This window comes from Streptomyces graminofaciens, from assembly GCF_030294945.1.
Taxonomy (GTDB): Bacteria; Actinomycetota; Actinomycetes; order Streptomycetales; family Streptomycetaceae; genus Streptomyces; species Streptomyces graminofaciens.
Window position 1 is genome coordinate 4,370,001 of the sequence record NZ_AP018448.1, and the last position, 18,989, is coordinate 4,388,989.

Below are 18,989 nucleotides of genomic sequence, written 5' to 3' on the forward strand. Positions count from 1 at the left end.
ATCAGCGGGATGTCGGGCTTCTCCCGGAGCAGGTACGGGACCGCTCCGATGTGGTCCTCGTGGCCATGCGTGAGGACGATGCCCTCGATGTCGTCGAGGCGGTCCCGGACGGACGAGAAGTCCGGCAGGATCAGGTCGATTCCGGGCTGCTCCTCCTCGGGGAAGAGCACTCCGCAGTCGACGATCAGCAGGCGACCGCCGTATTCGAAGACGGTCATGTTGCGGCCGATCTCACCGAGGCCGCCGAGCGGGGTGACCCGGAGGCCACCTTCGGGGAGCGGCGGCGGCGGGCCGAGTTCAGGATGCGGATGACTCAAAAGACTCTCCTCACCACGCGCGCCACGTGCCTCCGTGGCACGTGGCGCGCATGACGTTCGTGCAAAAGCAGTTATGGATGTGGACAACAGGCACCTTCGTCCTGCCTATTCAGTTGTGAAGTCCGGTGTTAGAGCTGTACCCCGCCGGCAGCAAGATCGATCTTGAGCTGGGCTGTCTCCTCGGGCGAAAGCTCGACCATGGGGGCGCGCAGGGGTCCGGCGGGCAGACCCTGGAGGGCGAGCGCCGCCTTGGTGGTCATCACGCCCTGGGTGCGGAACATACCGGTGAAGACGGGGAGCAGCTTCTGGTGGATCTCGGTGGCCTTCTGGACGTCACCGGAGACGTACGCCTCGACGAGGGCGCGCAGCTCGGGGGTGACGACATGGCCGACGACCGAGACGAAACCGACCGCGCCGACGGAGAGCAGCGGGAGGTTCAGCATGTCGTCGCCGGAGTACCAGGCGAGGCCCGAGCGCGCGATGGCCCAGCTGGCGCGGCCGAGGTCGCCCTTGGCGTCCTTGTTGGCCACGATGCGCGGGTGCTCGGCGAGGCGGACGATCGTCTCCGTGGCGATCGGGACGCCGCTGCGGCCCGGAATGTCGTAGAGCATCACCGGCAGGTCGGTGGCGTCCGCGACGGCCGTGAAGTGGCGGTACAGGCCCTCCTGCGGGGGCTTGTTGTAGTACGGCGTGACGACGAGGAGGCCGTGGGCGCCGAGCTGCTGGGCCGTGCGGGCCAGCTCGATGCTGTGGTGGGTGTCGTTCGTGCCGACGCCGGCGACGACGTGGGCACGGTCGCCGACGGCTTCGAGTACGGCTCGTACCAGGTCCGATTTCTCCGCGTCACTGGTGGTGGGGGACTCGCCCGTGGTGCCGTTGATGATCAGGCCGTCGTTGCCTGCGTCCACCAGATGGGTGGCGAGCCGCTGCGCGCCGTCGAGGTCGAGTGCGCCGTCCGCCGTGAAGGGCGTGACCATGGCGGTGAGGACCCGCCCGAAGGGGGTCTGCGGAGTCGAGGTCGGAGCCATGGGTAACACGCTACTCGCTGCTCAGGGCACGGTCTGCCCTAGGGGGCCGGGAAAAGTCAGGACAAATGCGGAGCCCGGCACTGCCTGCTCGGGGGTTCAAGCAGTGCCGGGTCCGTTTGATCAGGCTAGATGAACTTCGCGAAATGCTGCAATACGGACACTTCACTCGGCTGACCCGCACATCTGTGCCTGGCCGAAAGTCGGCGGTCCGCTACGGAGCCACCCGGCCGTTCGCATTGAAGGCGGCGTGCGTCAGCGGCATGAGCTTGGCCCACTCGGCCTCCATCTTCTCGCCGACCATCTCGATCTCCCGCTGCGGGAAGGACGGGACCTTCGCCAGCTCGTGCTGTGTGCGCAGGCCGAGGAAGTGCATCAGCGAGCGGGCGTTGCAGGTGGCGTACATCGAGGAGAAGAGGCCGACCGGCAGGACCGCGCGGGCGACCTCGCGGGCCACACCGGCGGCGAGCATCTCCTGGTACGCCTCGTACGCGTGGACGTACGAGTCCTCCATGACACGGCCGACCAGTTCCTGCTGGCCCTGGGTGCCCTCCACGAAGACGTACTTGCCGGGGCGGCCCTCCTGGACGAGCTTGCGGGACTCGTCGGGGACGTAGAAGTGGGGCTGGAGTTCCCGGTAGCGACCCGACTCCTCGTTGTACGAGTTGTGCACGACGATCCCGTTGGCGAGGAAGTTGTGCCAGGGACCTTCCACGGAGAGGTCGTACGTCATCTCCTCGCCGTCCTGCTCGATGGCGACGATCCGGTCCGGAACGGCTTTGGCGATCTTGCCGTCGCGTTGGGCCAGGGCCTGCTCGCCGGCGCTCTTGATCGCATGGCAGGGCTCACACGCGGGGGCGAGGTTCTTGTCGTCGAGGGCCCGGGTCAGGTCGCCGGCCACCGGAACCACGTGGTCCAGTGCGAGTTCCGCGCGCGGGAAGTCCTGGCCGCAGAGGTGGCAGGTGTCGATCTCCTTGATCAGCCGCTCTCGCTGCATGGAGGTCCACACGCCGATACCGCGCCGCAGGCCGGGCGGGACCGGAGCCTGCGAGGGACGAGAGGCCGTCTCCGCTGCCATGACCGCGTCCCCGACGGCGAGTTCACCCGCCTTGCACCAGCCGTCGGGCGTGAACACCGCGTGATCGACCGTGCAGCGAAGTGTCTTCCCGGATTCTGTGGTGATCTTGATGAGTGACTTCACCCCGGACTGGATGACGTCGACGATCCTGGCCCGCTGGGAGAGCAGGGTCTCCTCGTCGTAGCAGCGCACGTGGTTGCGACGGACCGGTTCGAGCTTCCGGAGGCGGGTGCCGGGGTCGAGTTCCCGGAACTCCGCCACGGCCGACTCGGCTGCCTCACGGTTCTCGTACAGGCCGAGGTAGTGGTTCTGCTCGCCGCGCCCGACCTGGGCCATCCACTTTCCGGCCCTGCTGCTCCAGGTCACCCCACCGGCGGAATGCGGAAGCCTGTCTTCGACGCCGAGGTGCCACAGCTCGTACAGGTCGGCGATCGTGCGTCGACGGAGATTGCCGGCCTCGCTCTCCAGGGTGATCTCGGTGTCACCGGCGATGCACCAGCCGACCCGGTGGCGCATGAACTCGCGGAAGACGAAGATCGGGGCGCTGATGAAGAACGTCATCGAGTTGTGCTCGAAGGGGCTGCCGTGCCGGTCCCGCATCAGGTAGTTGATCAGGCCCTTGGAGCGCTCCGGGTCCTTCTTCAGCTCGTCCAGGGACTGCTCGCCGGCGGTGGAGACGCGGGCGGCCCACAGCACGTCCGAGTCGGCCGCGCTGTGCTTCACCAACTCGACGGTGACATCGCTGAGGAAGCTGGGCTTGAGGTCGTCGGCGGGGGTGTCGGTCACGGCTCGGAAGGTCCTTCCCATTGCTGCTCTCGGGCGGCGCCCACTCTACGGCCCGGCGCTGACAAGAGGTCGGATGGCCCGAGTTGCACCTCTTGTGCCCCTGAGAGACCCCCAAAGGTGGTGAGCGGACACCCGGATCGATAGCCTCACCCGGCGAAAGCTGTGCGTGGACCGAGTGAGGATCAGCCGTGCCCCTGCCCTTCCTGACCGCCGATCGCGACTTCGACCAGGCAGTGGACGAAGCGCTGCCGTTCGAGGACCGCGACCGCTGGCGGCGCCCCTACAGGCCCGGGCCGTGGCGGGTGGGCGCGGCCGCGCTGCTACTGCTGCTCGCCTCGTACGTGCTGGTGGCGGCGGTCGTCATCGCGGCGGCGGAGACGCCGACGGCCGGCGCGGTCTTCTTCGGGGCGGCCCTGTTCGTCATCGCCTGCGCCCTGCGGCTGTTGCGCGTCGGCACCTGGGTGAGCGCCCGGGGCGTACGCCAGGTGGGCTTCTTCACGACGCGTACGGCTCGTTGGGAGCACGTGGTGTCCGCGCGGACCGTGCAGCAGCCGGTGCGCTGGCTCGGGCTGCCCCGGACCGTCCAGGGGCAGGCGCTGCTCCTCGTGCGCGCGGACCGTGCGGCCGGTGCCGGATCGCCGTTGATGACCACGCACAACGCGGACTTCCTGGCCCGTACGGAGGCCTTCGACCGGGCGGCGGACGCGATCGAGGCGTGGGCCTCGGAGTACGGGCGGGGCTGAGCCGGACAGTGACGACGCGAAGGGGCCGGTCCGCTGGTGCGGACCGGCCCCTTCGCCGTACGGCTCAGGCCTGGACGGGCCTTCCGTCGTGGAGGGCGATCGCGCGCTGCATCGCCTTGCGGGCCCGGGGTGTGTCGCGGGCGTCGTGGTAGGCGATGGCGAGGCGGAACCAGCTGCGCCAGTCGTCGGGGGCGTCCTCGGTCTCGGCCTTGCGCCGGGCGAAGACCTCGTCCGCCGAGTCGCGGTCGATACGGCCGCCCGCGGTGCGCTTCAACCCGTCGACGGGGAGGCCGCCTTCGGCGTCGAGTTCGGCGGCGAGCTGGTTGGCCTTGCGGACGAACTGGGTGTTCTTCCACAGGAACCAGATACCGATCACCGGAAGGACGAGCACCGCTACGCCGAAGGCGATGGTGATCGGCGTACCGGTCTCTATGAGCATGACTCCGCGGCTGCCGACCAGGACGAAGTAGACGACCAGGACGGCTGCCGTGACGGCGTATGTGATCTTCGCGCGCATGACGATTCCCGGCCGATCAGCCCAGGTCGAGGAAGTGTTCGAGGCCGAAGGTGAGGCCCGGGGTGGTCACCACGCGGCGGGCGCCGAGCAGGATGCCCGGCATGAAGCTGCTGTGGTGCAGGGAGTCGTGGCGGACCGTCAGGGTCTCGCCCTCGCCGCCGAGGAGGACCTCCTGGTGGGCGAGCAGGCCCCGCAGACGTACGGCGTGGACCGGGACGCCGTCGACGTCGGCGCCGCGCGCGCCGTCCAGGGCCGTGACCGTGGCGTCCGGGGCGGGGGCGGTGCCGGCCGCGCGGCGGGCCTCGGCGATGAGCTGGGCGGTGCGCGTGGCGGTGCCGCTGGGGGCGTCGACCTTGTTCGGGTGGTGCAGTTCGACGACCTCGACGGACTCGAACCAGGGCGCCGCGATCTGGGCGAACTTCATGGTCAGCACGGCCCCGATGGAGAAGTTGGGCGCGATGAGCACGCCGGTCTCCGGGGAGCCGTCCAGCCAGCCCTTCAGCTGCGCGAGGCGTTCGTCGGTCCAGCCCGTGGTCCCGACGACCGCGTGGATGCCGTGGCGTACGCAGAAGTCGAGGTTGCCCATGACCGAGGCGGGAGTGGTCAGTTCGACGGCGACCTGTGCGCCGGTCTCCGCCAGGGTCTCCAGCTTGTCGCCCCGGCTCAGGGCCGCGACCAGTTCCATGTCCTCGGCGGCCTCGACGGCCCGTACCGCCTCGGCTCCGATACGGCCCCGGGCACCGAGGACCGCCACGCGCAGCTTGCTCATTGCTTGGTTCCTTAACTGAGGGTGTTAGGCGACGGCTTCGTGCAGACGGGACGCCTGTTTGTCCTTGAGCGGGCCGATCACCGACAGGGAGGGGCGCTGTCCCAGGATCTCGCCGGCCACGGCGCGGATCTCGTCCGGGGTCACCATGGCTATGCGGGTCAGCATCTCGTCGACGGACATCTGCTCGCCCCAGCACAGCTCGCTCTTGCCGATGCGGTTCATGATCGCGCCGGTGTCCTCCAGACCGAGGACCGTGGAGCCGCGGAGCTGGCCGATGGCACGCTCGATCTCGTCGTCCGGCAGCCCGTTCTCGGCGACCCGGTCGAGTTCGTCGCGGCAGATCTTCAGCACGTCGTGGACCTGGGACGGGCGGCAGCCGGCGTAGACGCCGAAGAGGCCGCAGTCGGCGAAGCCGGACGTGTACGAGTACACGCTGTACGCCAGGCCGCGCTTCTCCCGGACCTCCTGGAAGAGGCGGGAGGACATGCCGCCGCCGAGCGCGGTGTTGAGCACGCCGAGGGCCCAGCGGCGCTCGTCCGTGCGGGCGAGGCCGGGCATGCCCAGGACGACGTGCGCCTGTTCGGTCTTGCGGCCGATCAGCTCGACACGGCCGGCCGTACGGAGGCTGCGGCGGCCGTCGCGCGGGTCGATGGGGGTGGCGTCGGCGCGGGTGAGGGCGCCCGCCTTCTCGAAGGCGGCCCGGACCTGGCGTACGACCTTGTTGTGGTCGACGTTGCCCGCGGCGGCGACCACCAGGTGCGTGGGGTCGTAGTGCTTCTTGTAGAAGCGGCGGATGCGGTCGGCCGTGAGGGCGTTGACCGTGTCGACCGTGCCGAGGACCGGGCGGCCGAGGGGGGTGTCGCCGAACATGGTGTGCGCGAACAGGTCGTGCACGCAGTCGCCCGGGTCGTCCTCCGTCATCGCGATCTCTTCGAGGATGGCGCCGCGCTCGACGTCGACGTCCTCTTCGCGGATGAGCGAGCCGGTGAGCATGTCGCAGACGACGTCGATGGCCAGGGGGAGGTCGCTGTCGAGCACACGTGCGTAGTAGCAGGTGTACTCCTTCGCCGTGAACGCGTTCATCTCGCCGCCGACCGCGTCGATCGCGGAGGAGATGTCCAGGGCGGACCTGCTACCGGTCCCCTTGAAGAGGAGGTGCTCCAGATAGTGGGTGGCGCCGTTCAGGGACGGCGTCTCGTCACGGGAGCCGACGTGGGCCCAGATACCGAAGGTGGCGGAGCGCACGGAGGGGAGCGTCTCGGTGACGATGCGCAGACCGCCCGGGAGGGTGGTCTTGCGGACCGTACCGATGCCGCCTGTGCCCTTGATCAGGGTTTGGGTACGGGCGACGGCCCGCGCCTCCGAGGAGGTGCGGGCCGTCGCCTTGGAGCTACGCGACGTCACTTGTCGGCGTCGTCCTTCTTCTCGTCGTCGTCGCCTTCACCCTCGATGACCGGGATCAGGGAGAGCTTGCCGCGCGAGTCGATCTCGGCGATCTCGACCTGGACCTTGGCGCCCACCCCGAGCACGTCCTCGACGTTCTCCACGCGCTTGCCGCCGGCGAGCTTGCGGATCTGCGAGATGTGCAGCAGACCGTCCTTGCCCGGCAGCAGCGACACGAACGCGCCGAAGGTGGTCGTCTTCACGACCGTGCCCAGGTAGCGCTCGCCGACCTCCGGCATGGTCGGGTTGGCGATGCCGTTGATCGTGGCGCGGGCGGCCTCGGCCTGCGAGCCGACCTGGGCACCGATGTAGATGGTGCCGTCGTCCTCGATCGTGATCTCGGCGCCGGTGTCCTCCTGGATCTGGTTGATCATCTTGCCCTTGGGGCCGATGACCTCACCGATCTTGTCCACCGGGATCTTGACCGTGATGATCCGCGGGGCGTTCGGGGACATCTCGTCCGGCGTGTCGATCGCTTCCATCATCACGTCGAGGATGTGGAGGCGGGCGTCACGGGCCTGCTTGAGGGCCGCGGCCAGGACGGAGGCCGGGATGCCGTCCAGCTTGGTGTCCAGCTGGAGGGCGGTGACGAACTCCTTGGTGCCGGCGACCTTGAAGTCCATGTCACCGAAGGCGTCCTCCGCACCGAGGATGTCGGTGAGGGCGACGTAGTGCGTCTCGCCGTTGATCTCCTGGGAGATCAGACCCATGGCGATACCGGCGACGGGGGCCTTCAGGGGCACACCCGCGTTCAGCAGCGACATGGTGGAGGCGCAGACCGAGCCCATGGACGTCGAGCCGTTCGAGCTGAGCGCCTCGGACACCTGGCGGATCGCGTAGGGGAACTCCTCGCGCGTCGGCAGGACCGGCACGATGGCGCGCTCGGCGAGGGCGCCGTGGCCGATCTCGCGGCGCTTCGGGGAGCCGACGCGGCCGGTCTCGCCGACGGAGTACGGCGGGAAGTTGTAGTTGTGCATGTAGCGCTTGCGCGTCACCGGCGACAGCGTGTCCAGCTGCTGCTCCATGCGGAGCATGTTGAGGGTGGTGACGCCCAGGATCTGGGTCTCGCCACGCTCGAACACCGCGGAACCGTGCACGCGCGGGATGGCCTCGACCTCGGCGGCGAGCGTACGGATGTCCGTGACGCCACGGCCGTCGATGCGGACCTTGTCCTTGATGACGCGCTCACGGACCAGGGACTTGGTCAGCGAGCGGTACGCGGCGGAGATCTCCTTCTCGCGGCCCTCGAACTGCGGGAGCAGCTTCTCGGCGGCCAGACCCTTGACGCGGTCCAGCTCGGCCTCGCGCTCCTGCTTGCCCGCGATGGTGAGGGCCTGGGAGAGCTCGTCCTTGACGGCGGCGGTGAGCGCCTCCAGGACGTCGTCCTGGTAGTCGAGGAAGACCGGGAACTCGCCGGTCGGCTTGGCGGCCTTCGAGGCGAGGTCGGCCTGGGCCTTGCAGAGGACCTTGATGAAGGGCTTCGCGGCTTCCAGACCGGCGGCGACGACCTCCTCGGTCGGCGCCTCGGCACCGCCCTTGACCAGCTGGATGGTCTTCTCGGTGGCCTCGGCCTCGACCATCATGATCGCGACGTCGCCGTCCTCGAGGGTGCGGCCCGCGACGACCATGTCGAAGACGGCGTCCTCGAGCTCGGAGTGCGTCGGGAAGGCCACCCACTGGCCGTTGATCAGCGCGACGCGGACGCCGCCGATCGGGCCGGAGAAGGGCAGACCGGCCAGCTGCGTGGACGCGGACGCGGCGTTGATCGCGACGACGTCGTACAGGTGGTCGGGGTTGAGCGCCATGATCGTGGCGACGACCTGGATCTCGTTGCGCAGGCCCTTCTTGAAGGACGGGCGCAGCGGGCGGTCGATCAGGCGGCAGGTGAGGATGGCGTCCTCGGAGGGGCGGCCCTCACGGCGGAAGAAGCTGCCGGGGATCTTGCCGGCGGCGTACATCCGCTCCTCGACGTCCACCGTCAGGGGGAAGAAGTCGAGCTGGTCCTTGGGGTTCTTGGAGGCGGTGGTGGCCGACAGCACCATGGTGTCGTCGTCCAGGTACGCCACGGCGGAGCCGGCGGCCTGCTTGGCCAGGCGACCCGTCTCGAAGCGGATGGTGCGGGTGCCGAAGGAGCCGTTGTCGATGACGGCCTCGGCGTAGTGGGTCTCGTTCTCCACTAGCGTTTTCTCCGTTACTTATCGTCTTTCGTCCCGGTCCTGCCCGTGTGGCAGGGGGACGGTGGCGGAGAAGCGCGCCTTCTGGTGCGGGCCGGTCTTCGATCGAAGCACCCGGGGCTCACGTTCTCCCGGGGGCCACTACCGAGGACCGGCGGCGGCGAGGTGCGCTTCTCCTCGTTCCATGTGTGCGCGGTCACCCTATTTGGGCGACCTCACACCGTGTCGTACATATTGCGCCGTACGTATTGCGTTGTGCTACCACACTACAAAGGGGTGCTGACACTCCGCACGTTTCCCCACGTACGGCAAAGGGAGCGGTCCCCCATTTCCCGGGAACCGCTCCCCTTCACGGCGTCTTACTTGGCGCCCGCCGCACCGCGACGGATGCCGAGGCGGTCGACCAGCGCGCGGAAGCGCTGGATGTCCTTCTTGGCCAGGTACTGCAGCAGGCGGCGGCGCTGGCCGACCAGAATCAGCAGACCACGGCGGGAGTGGTGGTCGTGCTTGTGGGTCTTGAGGTGCTCGGTCAGGTCCGAGATGCGGCGGGAGAGCATCGCGACCTGGACCTCGGGGGAGCCGGTGTCGCCCTCCTTGGTACCGAACTCGCTGATGATCTGCTTCTTCGTAGCGGCGTCGAGCGACACGCGATACTCCTCATGAGTCTCTTGATGCCACCGAGCGCCCCTGGTCTTCGTCTCAGGGGGGCTTCTGTGACTCGGGTGGCGGGGATCCGTCGGTTCACTGTCTCCGGGTCCTCGAAGGGGTGGTCCGGGGGTGCGTACACAGACGGCCGTCACACAGCGTACCAGTACGGGAGCCGGGCTTGTCCGGGGTGGTCGGCCACCGCCTCCTCGTGCCTGGCCGGTGCCCGGCCGATGCTCAGCCGGTGCTCTCGTAGCCGAGTGCCACCAGTGCCTCCTTGCCCGCCTCGGACTTGTCCGTCGGGCCCTGGACGGTCCGGGTGAACATGAAGAACCGGCCCTGCTCGTAAATAAGCCCGGTGTACCCGCTCTCCCAGTCGAACAGTTCGTCGGTGGCGGGGAAGAGCAGCAGGACGCTCTCCTCGCCCGAGGACGGATCGATGGCGACCACGGCGCTGGGCGTGTACGTGCCGCCCTGCCGGTAGGTGATCAACCGGTCGGCGCTCATCCGGAGGGGGTAGATCGGTCGGCCGACCTTGCCGTCGAACTTGACCCCGCTCTTTCCGGTGGCCAGGTCGAAGGCGACGATCTCGTTGGCCGCCTCCCCTTCGGCGGTCTCCCCGTCGTAGCCCCGTTGCTTGGTGGCGACGAAGAGCTGGGTGTCGCCGACGACCACTCCGTCGCACGTTTCGATCAGGCTTTCGACGCCCGGATCACACGCGGTGACGAATCGCGAGGAGCTCACCGTGACCGAGGAGCGTTTGGCGCCCCGGTCGTCGAGGACGATGAGGTCGGTGATCTCCTCCTTGCCGGCCGCCACGGCGATGACCGGCGGCGCCGCGGAGACGAGGTTGACGAACTCGATACCGGGGCTGACCTCGTACGTCCACTGTCGCTTGCCGGTACGGGGGGCCACCTTCTGCACCTTGTACTTCGTGGTCTCCGAGTTCCCGCACTGGACGAGGGCGAGCAGGCCCTTCCCGCCGGCGTATCCGATGTCCTCGCACGCCGTCCGGTCCGGTGGCCGGGTCGACCACAGCCGCCTTCCGCTCGCCATGTCGAACGCCACCGAGCCGCCGTACCGGGCCGCGACGACCGTTCCCCGGGTCATGGTGACGCGGACGTCGAAGGTGGTGCCGTCGCCGGGGAGCAGCAGCTTCCCCTGCCAGAGCTTCTCGCCCGTGTCGAGGTCGATGAACGCGAGGCTGTCACAGGAGGTCTCGGCGTTCCCCGGGGCAGACATGCTGTCGCCGACCATGGGTTCGCTCTTGAACGCCACGGCGGTGCGGTTGTCCGCGGTGACGTGACGTGTCGCACCGCAGACCGGTCCGGGGAGGCTGGTCTTCCAGGCCTGCTTGCCGCTGCCGATGCCGAGCGCCGTGATGCCGGGGCCGACGCTCTTCACGAACACCTTGTCCGTCGCCCAGGTGCCGGGCGATGTGTAGTACGCCTTGATCCCGAGGTCGTCGATCGCGTATCGCACCGCGAGCGAGCCCTCGGACGACTTCGGCTTCGTCTCGACGGTCTGTCTGATGTCGCCGCCGGTCTGCTTCTCCGCCACCGGCCGCTGGTCCGACGACGCCCCGTCGTCGGCACCCGAGAGCCCCCCAGACTCCGGCCGAGAGCAGGGTGATCACCGCGGCCGTCACGCCGAGTATCCGCAGCTTGCGGTGTCTCGCGCGGCGCTCGGCCTCCAGTGCGGAGGCGATGTACGGGGAATGCGCCGGCCCGAGGCTCATGTCCGCGCCGCTCAGCCCGCCAGCGACCGGACGGTCGTGAGGACTCCCACCACCGCCAGGCTGAGCGGGATCAGGGTGAGGAGGACGAACGCCTCGGCGATGTCGAGGAAGCGGCCCCAGAAGGGGGACAGGCCCTTCTGGGGGACGATCAGGCCGATCGCGGTGATCAGCGCGGCTCCGGCGGCGACGGCCGCGGTCAGCCAGATCGTGCGGAGGTCGAGCGCGCCCCGGTCGTCGTGCAGGACGAACTCGGTGAGGGCGTCGGTCGGCGGGTTCAGGGCGAGCCCCACCAGCAGCAGGGCGATCGCGGCGATGCCGGCGACCAGGGCACAGGCCACCTGGGAGGTGTAGCGGAACAGCCGGGCGCGGATCAGCATGGCGAGGCCCGTGGCGAGGGCCAGCAGCTGACCCCAGAGGTTGTCCGAGAAGCCGAGTACGGCTGCGGAGGCGACGGCGACGGCGGAGGTGCCGCCGACCAGGCCGAGCAGCATCTCGTGGCCTCGCCGGGCCTGGGCCGCGATGCGCTCGGCGTCGAGGGGGTCGGTGTCCGGGCCCGGGGAGGAGGGGTCCAGGTCGAAGTCCTCGTCCACGGCGGAGCGCGGTGAGGCGTAGCCGATGGGCAGCCGGGCGAAGCGGGCGGACAGGCCGGGCAGGAAGGCGACCAGGCCGACGGCGACCGGGGCGCAGACCGCGGCGGCGTCGGTCGCGGAGGCCTCGGCGACGATCGCCACGAAGGTGGCGAGGGTGCCCACGGCCGCGACGAAGGTGGTGGCCACGAAGGGCGCGTCGCCGCTGGGGGTCAGGGCGACGAGGGTGACCGAGGCGATGAGGACGGCCACGCAGCCCAGCATGAACTGGAGCTTGCCCGGGCCCTGTCCGGTGTCCGGGCCGACGACTCCCGAGCCCGCGAGGAGGAGCAGGGGCAGCGCCGCGAGACCGAGGGCCACGGCCGCGGCGCGATCGGCGTACACGCGCGCGCGTACGCCCGCATAGGTGGTGAGGAGGACGCCGAGGCCGCCCGCGATGATGCCGGGCAGGCCGTGCATGTCGTGGCGCACCGGGTCTGCGTACCAGAGGACGAAGCCGACGAGGAGCAGCAGGAGCGCGCCGCCGGTCAGCCCGGCCACGCGCAGCAGGTCGTCGCTCCACAGGTGGCGGTCGCGCACCACGGCGGAGGCGACCGCGTCGGAGACGTCGTCGTGGACCGCCGGCGGCAGGGACTCGGCGAAGGGGCGCAGGCTCAGCACCTCGCCGTCGAGCACGCGTTCGTCGGCGAGGGTGCGGGCGCCGTCCAGGACGGTGCCGTCGCGGCGTACGAGGTGGAAGCCCGTCGGGGTGCCGACCGGTTGGGTCTGGCCCGTGAGGCGGAGGATCTCGGGGTGGATGTCGGCGATGGCGATGTCCACCGGGAGGGCCACGTCGATGCGGCTGTCGGGTGCCACGACGGTGACTCGGCTGAACCCTGTCGCCGCGGTCGTACTCACCTTCACTGACCCCCTGTTCGCGGATGCGTACGCTGCGGGCGTCACCCTACCGGTAGGGGCCGTCAGTGGTGCCCAGTAGGATCCCCGCAAGCGGAGGGCGGCCGTCGCCACGGGGGTGCCGGTACGAAACTGCTCGTCCGCACAGGGGGATTGGTGCACCGGTGAGCCAGATCGTCATCAAGCGCCCGCCGCGTTCCCTGCCGCCCGAAGTGCCCTCCGACGAGCTGCGCCTGGAGGCGCCTCCGGAGCTGCCGCGGGGTCAGCAGGAGGGCATGCTGATGCAGATCCTGCCGACGCTGGGCATGGGTTCGTCGGTGGTGTTCTACTTCGCGTCCCCGAACGCCCATCCGTTCATGCGGATCATGGGTGTGGTGATGCTCGTGTCGACCGTCGCGATGGTGGTCGCGCAGATCGTCCGCCACCGTCGGGGTACGCAGGGGCAAATGGCCGATGTGCGCAGGGACTACCTCAAATATCTCGCGCAGACCCGGCGTACGGTCCGCAGGACGGGGCTGAAGCAGCGCGACGCCCAGCTGTATCTGCACCCCTCCCCCGAGCAGTTGTGGTCGGTGGTCGCCGAGGGCAGCCGGGTGTGGGAGCGGCGCGTCGGGGACGCGGACTTCGGGCAGATACGGATCGGGCTGGGTCCGCAGCAGCTGGCCTCTCCGCTGGTGGCGCCCGACACCGCTCCGGTGGACGAGCTGGAGCCGCTGTGCGCCGGTGCCATGCAGCGGTTCCTCGCGGTGCACGGCCAGTTGGACGGGCTGCCGGTGGCGGTGTCGATGCGGGCCTTCTACCACGTGACGGTGTCCGGCGAGCCGGAGAGCGCACAGGCCACGGCCCGCGCCCTGGTCGCACAACTCACCACGCTGCACTCCCCCGACGACCTGATGCTGGCCGTGGTCGCCGCCCCGGGCGCGGTGGGCCGCTGGGACTGGACGAAGTGGCTGCCGCACAGTCAACTGCCGGGCCAGTTCGACGGCTCGGGCACGCGCCGGCTGTTCGGCGACGACCTGGGCGAGCTGGAACAGCTGCTGTCGGCACGCCTCGAAGGACGTCCGCGCTTCAGCCGGGAGGGCCAGCCGCTGCTGGACCAGCCGCACCTCGTGGTCGTCCTCGATGGCGGCATCGTGCCCCCGACCTCGGCTTTCGCCGCGGCCGAGGGCCTTCAGGGCGTGACCATCATCGAGGTGGTCCCGGGCGAGCTGGACCAGCCGCGCGGCGGCCTCTCCGTCGTCGTTCGCCCCGAGAGGCTGTGGCTCGACTCCGGGAACGGGGTCGCGTACGAGGGCACGCCCGACGGGCTCTCGCTGCCGGCCGCCGAGGCGCTCGCCCGGCAGTTGGCGCCGCTGCGCATGGGCGGCGGGGACGACGACGAACCTCTGCTCGCCAACCTGGACTTCACGGATCTGCTGGGGCTCGGCGACGCCGCGTCCGTGGATGTGGGCCGGACATGGCGGCCCCGGTCGACGCCGGAGCGGCTGCGGGTGCCGATCGGTGTCGGTGAGGACGGCCGGCCCGTGATGCTGGACCTGAAGGAGGCCGCGCAGGACGGCATGGGCCCGCACGGGCTGTGTGTGGGCGCGACCGGTTCCGGCAAGTCGGAGCTGCTGCGCACGCTGGTGCTCGGTCTCGCGGTCACGCACTCCTCCGAGACGCTGAACTTCGTCCTCGCGGACTTCAAGGGCGGCGCCACCTTCGCCGGCATGTCGCAGATGCCGCATGTGGCGGCCGTCATCACCAACCTGGCCGACGACCTGACCCTCGTCGACCGCATGGGCGACGCGATCCGCGGCGAGTTGCAGCGCCGCCAGGAGCTGCTGCGTTCGGCGGGCAACTACGCCAACATCCACGACTACGAGAAGGCGCGGGCAGCCGGTGCCCCGCTGGAGCCGCTCGCCTCGCTCGTCCTCGTGATCGACGAGTTCAGCGAACTGCTCACGGCGAAGCCCGACTTCATCGACATGTTCATCCAGATCGGGCGTATCGGCCGTTCTCTGGGTGTGCATCTGCTGCTGGCCTCGCAGCGCCTGGAGGAGGGCCGGCTGCGCGGCCTCGACACCTATCTCTCGTACCGGATCGGTCTGCGGACGTTCTCGGCCGCCGAGTCGCGTGCGGCGCTGGGTGTGCCGGACGCGTACCACCTGCCGTCGGTGCCCGGCTCCGGGTATCTGAAGTTCGGCACGGACGAGATGACCCGCTTCAAGGCGGCGTACGTGTCGGGCACGTACCACGCGGGCGGTCCCGAGGTCTCGCGGGACCGGATGCCGATCGAGCGCAGGCCGGCGCTGTTCACGGCGACGCCGGTGCCGGTGGTGTACGCGGCTCCGGATCCGGCGCAGGTGCAGGCCGCGGCGGCGCGGCAGGAGGACGACGCGCTGGCCGACACCGTGCTGGACGTCATCGTGCAGCGGCTGGAGGGGCAAGGTGTCCCCGCCCACCAGGTGTGGCTGCCGCCGCTGGACCAGGCGCCGACGCTCGACCAGCTGCTGCCGCCGCTGACGACGACCGCCGAACGCGGCCTGCAGGCGGCGGAGTACACGCGTCCGGGTGGTTTGACGGTCCCCCTCGGTCTGATCGACAAGCCGTTCGAGCAGAAGCGGGAGGTGCTGTACCGCGACTTCTCGGGCGCGGCGGGCCACATGATGGTCGTGGGCGGCCCGCAGTCCGGCAAGTCCACGCTGCTGCGCACCCTGGTCACCTCGTTCGCGCTGACGCACACTCCGCACGAGGTGCAGTTCTACTGCCTGGACTTCGGCGGAGGGGGTCTGACGTCGCTGGCGGACCTGCCGCATGTGGGTGGGGTCGCGTCGCGGCTGGACCCCGAGCGTGTACGTCGTACGGTCGCGGAGGTGGCGGGCATCCTCAACCGCCGCGAGCAGTTCTTCCGGGCGAACGGCATCGACTCCATCGTCACGTATCGGCGGCGCCGCGCGGCGGGTGATCTGCCGGGCGAGCCCTGGGGCGATGTGTTCCTGCTGATCGACGGCTGGGGCAACTTCAAGGGTGACTACGACGTCCTCGAGGGCGTCGTCCATGACATCGCGGGCCGCGGCCTCGGCTACGGCATCCATGTCGTACTGTCCGCGTCCCGCTACATGGAGGTGCGGGCGGCGCTCAAGGACCAGATCCTTGGCCGGCTCGAACTGCGCCTGGGCGACCCCATGGACTCGGAGTTCGACCGCAAGGTCGCGGTGAACGTGCCGACGGGTGTCCCGGGCCGGGGTCAGGTCCCGGAGAAGCTGCACTACATGACGGCGTTGCCGCGCATCGACTCCTCGCCGGACGCCGAGGATCTGTCGGAGGCCACGGCCCAGCTGGTGCGGGCGGCCAAGGGCAGCTGGCAGGGGCCGGCGGCTCCGACGGTCCGGCTGCTGCCGCGCAAGCTGCCGGCCGACCAGCTGCCCAAGGGCTTCGAGTTCCCGCAGCAGGGCATCGCGATCGGCATCGACGAGGCGAACCTCGAACCGGTCTTCGTCGACTTCGAGACGGACCCCTTCTTCCTGATCTTCGGCGAGAGCGAGTCGGGCAAGACGAACCTGCTGCGCCTGATGGCGAAGCAGATCGCGGAGCGCTACACGCCGTCGGAGGCCCGGATCGTGGTCGGGGACTATCGCAGGACCATGCTGGAGGCGGTCTCCGAGGAACATCTGCTGGAGTACGCGCCGATGGCGGCCGCGATGGACGTCCACATGGACGCCGTACGGCAGTTCATGGAGATGCGCGCACCGAAGCCCGACATCACGCCGCAGCAGTTGCGCGACCGCAGCTGGTGGAGCGGCCCACAGTTGTTCATCGTCGTCGACGACTACGAGCTGGTCGCCACGAACTCCGGGAACCCGCTGTCGGCCCTGGTCGAGCATCTGCCCTTCGCCCGTGACGTGGGCGTGAAGTTCATCATCGCCCGCAACGCGGCCGGGGCCTCGCGTGCCATGTACGAGTCGTTCATGCAGCGGCTGAAGGAACTCGGCGCCCAGGGTGTGGTCCTGTCCGGCGACCCGATGGAGGGCGACATCCTCGGGAACGTGCGCGCGAGGCCCATGCCACCGGGGCGTGGCACGTTCGTGTCACGGAAGCGCGGGACGCCGCTTATCCAGGTGGGCTTGCTTCCGCAACGCCATTAGAGTGATGAATCGAGCCTTGCTCGACACAGGTGAACGGGGAGAACGGGGAGGCGGCTGACGTGAGTTCGCACGGGGGTGCGGGCGGCGAGCGGAACGTGCCGGACACCGGCACGTCCTTCGACACGCTTTACGGGGTGAACCCGCAAATGGCGTTGGAAATCCAGCACGACGCCATGAAGGACTTCAAGAAGCGCGTCGACGACCTGCTCATCGAGCTAGGCAAGTCCGAGGCGGCCCCCGGCAAGGTCGGCCAGGACCGCCTCTCCCGGGCCCAGCTGGGCTCCGCCGATTTCAAGGAAGCACAGTTCCTCTACGAGTCGTACGCCATCGTCCACGACGAGTTGGAGAACCTCTCGAAGGCGCTGAGCGCGCAGATCGAGGGGGTGGGGCTGGCCGTGCACGCGTCGAGGGTGGGCTACGAGAACCTGGACGAGGACATTCGGGCGCGGATGCGGGTGATCAACGCGGAGGTCGACAGGTACTACGACGTCGATCGGGATCCGTATGCGGAGCGGTCTTCTGGAGCGTCGGGGGCGTCGGGGCCCTCGTCGGACGACTCGTCTCCCGGGCAGGGCGCCGAAGGTGAGGAGGGTCTCTAGTGAGCGAGCAGTCCAGCCGGAAGCCGCCGGCTCCCGGGAACACCGACTTCGAGTCCAGGACCCACGCCGAGCTCGCGGCGATGCTCGACTCGGCCAACGCGGAGGGGGCGTACGACCTCGCCGCGAAGCTGTCCAAGGCCGCGTCGACGATCACCAAGATCGGCGACGACCTGATGACGTACGTCAAGGCTCTGGAGTGGCAGGGCGAGGCCGGCGACGCCTTCCGCGACTGGGGTGGCCAGACGGCGAGCGCCACGCTCCACCTGGGCGAGTACGCCGAGATCGCGTCCCGCTGGATGGGCCAGGTGTCGCAGGCGATCTCCGAGGCGAAGGCGGCGATGCCGGACACGTCGGAGACGACGGCGGCCCAGGCGGACCTCAAGTCGGCGGAGAAGACGCTGTCGGTGACACGCGAGCCCGGCGCACGCAACGATCCGGATGCCCGTCAGCTGGCCCAGACCGCGCAGTCGGACGCGACGGCCGCGCAGGGGCGGATCGACTCGGCGCGGTACGAGGCTGTTCAGCAGATGCGGAAGCTGGCGCAGGCTTATGAGTATTCGGCTGCGCAGGTGAACAGTGTGGAGCCGCCTACGTTCGTACCGCCGGGGAAGCGTCTGGGTGGTGACCGATGGGATGGAGAGAGTGAGTACGTCTCTGCTCTCGGTGGCCAAGGTAACTCCGGTGCCGGTTCCATCGCTTCCATGCCCACCGGCAGCGGCGCGAGCCCGCATGCCACCACCCAAACGGTCACTCAGAGGCACACTCAAGATCAGGGTGATCGCTCTCAGCGCGTCTCGACGGAAATCGACGGCTTGGGCACACTTCCCGATTCATCGCCACGCAGCGTGCCCACGCCTCCCCTCAACGGACCCACACCCCGCCCCGAGAGCCCGCCTGTCACACAGCCCAGCCTGATTCCTCACTCCTTCAACGGCGGAGTTAACGGACCAGGACAGGCCGCTCCCGGCCGCGTGCCCTCCACTCCGCGGCCTCCGCTCATCCCTGGACAGGGCGCTACCAACGGCAGTACGGCTCGCATGCCACGCGAGAGCGGAGTCATCGGTGGCCGCCCGGTGTCTCCCACGGCCGGCCGTACGGGTGGCATTCCACGGGGGACTGTTATCGGTGGCGATGGTGTGCAGGGCCGTACGGCGATGGGGCGTGGCATGGCCCCCGGAACGCCGGGTATCGGCAGCCCTCACGCCCACCAGAGCGGCGTAACCGGAGGCCGACGTCTCGCATCCGAGGGCGGCGGAGTTGTGGGCGGGCGTCCAGCCCAGCCCGGTCGCTCAGGCTCCCGTCCGTTCACCCCTGGCGGTTCCGGTCTGCTGCGTCCCGCCAACGCCACCGATTCCACGCACGGGTCGGCGGCCGGTCATGCAGGAGCAGCCTCCCACCAGGCCCAGACGTCGGATGCCCGCCGAGATCAGCGTCAGGGCGAACGTCCCGACTACCTCGTCGAAGACGAAGAGACCTGGGCCCGAGGCAATCGCCGTCCCCTTCCACCGGTCGTCGACTGAGTCCCGAACAACTCCCCCCAGGAAGGC

At 69.5% G+C, this 18,989-nt stretch carries 13 protein-coding genes and 3 pseudogenes (1 of these 16 only partly in view); 4 read left to right on the forward strand and 12 right to left on the reverse strand.

Going from position 1 to position 18,989, the window contains the following annotated elements:
• The 5 genes and pseudogenes from SGFS_RS18475 to SGFS_RS18495 form a co-directional block, all read right to left on the reverse strand.
• Nucleotides 1–317 carry the 5' end (the start) of a ribonuclease J gene (locus SGFS_RS18475; protein WP_286251667.1) on the reverse strand. 1,369 nt of this gene lie to the left of the window's left edge, so 317 of the gene's 1,686 nt are visible here — the first part of the coding sequence; the start codon lies at nucleotides 315–317; its stop codon lies beyond the left edge, outside the window.
• A gap of 128 nt (nucleotides 318–445) precedes the next feature.
• Nucleotides 446–1,345, reverse strand: coding sequence for a 4-hydroxy-tetrahydrodipicolinate synthase (dapA, locus tag SGFS_RS18480; protein ID WP_286251669.1), 900 nt, complete (start codon nucleotides 1,343–1,345; stop codon nucleotides 446–448).
• Between the two features lie 211 nt (nucleotides 1,346–1,556).
• Nucleotides 1,557–2,006: pseudogene (gene thyX, locus SGFS_RS18485) on the reverse strand (FAD-dependent thymidylate synthase); the annotation flags it as partial.
• 3 nt (nucleotides 2,007–2,009) lie between these two features.
• Nucleotides 2,010–2,936 (reverse strand): annotated as a pseudogene (locus tag SGFS_RS18490) (HNH endonuclease); the annotation flags it as partial.
• Nucleotides 2,916–3,206, reverse strand: a pseudogene (locus SGFS_RS18495) (FAD-dependent thymidylate synthase); the annotation flags it as partial. The pseudogenes SGFS_RS18490 and SGFS_RS18495, both read right to left, overlap by 21 nt.
• 188 nt (nucleotides 3,207–3,394) lie before the next feature.
• On the opposite strand from SGFS_RS18495, the gene SGFS_RS18500 reads away from it, so the two are divergent.
• On the forward strand, nucleotides 3,395–3,949 hold the full coding sequence (locus SGFS_RS18500) for a hypothetical protein (protein WP_286251671.1): 555 nt from the start codon (nucleotides 3,395–3,397) through the stop codon (nucleotides 3,947–3,949).
• Nucleotides 3,950–4,013: 64 nt separating this feature from the next.
• Here SGFS_RS18500 and SGFS_RS18505 read toward each other — a convergent pair whose 3' ends face one another.
• The 7 genes from SGFS_RS18505 to eccD form a co-directional block, all read right to left on the reverse strand.
• Nucleotides 4,014–4,466, reverse strand: a complete 453-nt coding sequence (locus SGFS_RS18505) for a tetratricopeptide repeat protein (protein WP_286251672.1) — start codon at nucleotides 4,464–4,466, stop codon at nucleotides 4,014–4,016.
• Nucleotides 4,467–4,482: 16 nt separating this feature from the next.
• Complete coding sequence (gene dapB / locus SGFS_RS18510) at nucleotides 4,483–5,235, reverse strand: 4-hydroxy-tetrahydrodipicolinate reductase (protein ID WP_286251674.1); 753 nt, start codon at nucleotides 5,233–5,235, stop codon at nucleotides 4,483–4,485.
• 24 nt (nucleotides 5,236–5,259) lie between these two features.
• Nucleotides 5,260–6,639 carry a M16 family metallopeptidase gene (locus SGFS_RS18515; protein WP_286251676.1) on the reverse strand — a complete coding sequence of 460 codons (1,380 nt, stop codon included), beginning with the start codon at nucleotides 6,637–6,639 and terminating at the stop codon, nucleotides 5,260–5,262.
• Nucleotides 6,636–8,855 carry a polyribonucleotide nucleotidyltransferase gene (locus SGFS_RS18520; protein WP_286251677.1) on the reverse strand — a complete coding sequence of 740 codons (2,220 nt, stop codon included), beginning with the start codon at nucleotides 8,853–8,855 and terminating at the stop codon, nucleotides 6,636–6,638. The genes SGFS_RS18515 and SGFS_RS18520 overlap by 4 nt, the downstream gene beginning before the upstream one ends.
• Nucleotides 8,856–9,211: 356 nt before the next feature.
• The gene (gene rpsO, locus SGFS_RS18525) at nucleotides 9,212–9,499 is read right to left on the reverse strand and encodes a 30S ribosomal protein S15 (protein WP_030041128.1); all 288 of its coding nucleotides are present in this window, start codon (nucleotides 9,497–9,499) and stop codon (nucleotides 9,212–9,214) included.
• A gap of 235 nt (nucleotides 9,500–9,734) precedes the next feature.
• Nucleotides 9,735–11,057, reverse strand: a complete 1,323-nt coding sequence (locus SGFS_RS18530) for an outer membrane protein assembly factor BamB family protein (RefSeq protein WP_286251683.1) — start codon at nucleotides 11,055–11,057, stop codon at nucleotides 9,735–9,737.
• A gap of 189 nt (nucleotides 11,058–11,246) precedes the next feature.
• Complete coding sequence (gene eccD / locus SGFS_RS18535; protein WP_286251684.1) at nucleotides 11,247–12,719, reverse strand: type VII secretion integral membrane protein EccD; 1,473 nt, start codon at nucleotides 12,717–12,719, stop codon at nucleotides 11,247–11,249.
• 161 nt (nucleotides 12,720–12,880) lie between these two features.
• Here eccD and eccCa point away from each other — a divergent pair, with 161 nt between their 5' ends.
• The 3 genes from eccCa to SGFS_RS18550 are packed head-to-tail and all read left to right on the forward strand — an operon-like array spanning nucleotide 12,881 to nucleotide 18,962.
• A complete protein-coding gene (gene eccCa / locus SGFS_RS18540; RefSeq protein ID WP_286251686.1) occupies nucleotides 12,881–16,843 on the forward strand; it encodes a type VII secretion protein EccCa in 3,963 nt (1,320 codons plus the stop codon).
• Nucleotides 16,844–16,902: 59 nt separating this feature from the next.
• Nucleotides 16,903–17,442 (forward strand): hypothetical protein, encoded by a 540-nt coding sequence (locus SGFS_RS18545; RefSeq protein WP_286251687.1) that lies wholly within the window; start codon nucleotides 16,903–16,905, stop codon nucleotides 17,440–17,442.
• On the forward strand, nucleotides 17,442–18,962 hold the full coding sequence (locus tag SGFS_RS18550; RefSeq protein ID WP_286251689.1) for a WXG100 family type VII secretion target: 1,521 nt from the start codon (nucleotides 17,442–17,444) through the stop codon (nucleotides 18,960–18,962). The genes SGFS_RS18545 and SGFS_RS18550 overlap by 1 nt, the downstream gene beginning before the upstream one ends.
• Nucleotides 18,963–18,989 lie beyond the last annotated feature (27 nt).

Bases quoted from the DNA above. Each gene is read 5' to 3' on its own strand.
- dapB (WP_286251674.1), bottom strand. From the start codon at position 5,235: ATGAGCAAGCTGCGCGTGGCGGTCCTCGGTGCCCGGGGCCGTATCGGA.
- SGFS_RS18505 (WP_286251672.1), bottom strand. From the start codon at position 4,466: ATGCGCGCGAAGATCACATACGCCGTCACGGCAGCCGTCCTGGTCGTC.
- dapA (WP_286251669.1), bottom strand. From the start codon at position 1,345: ATGGCTCCGACCTCGACTCCGCAGACCCCCTTCGGGCGGGTCCTCACC.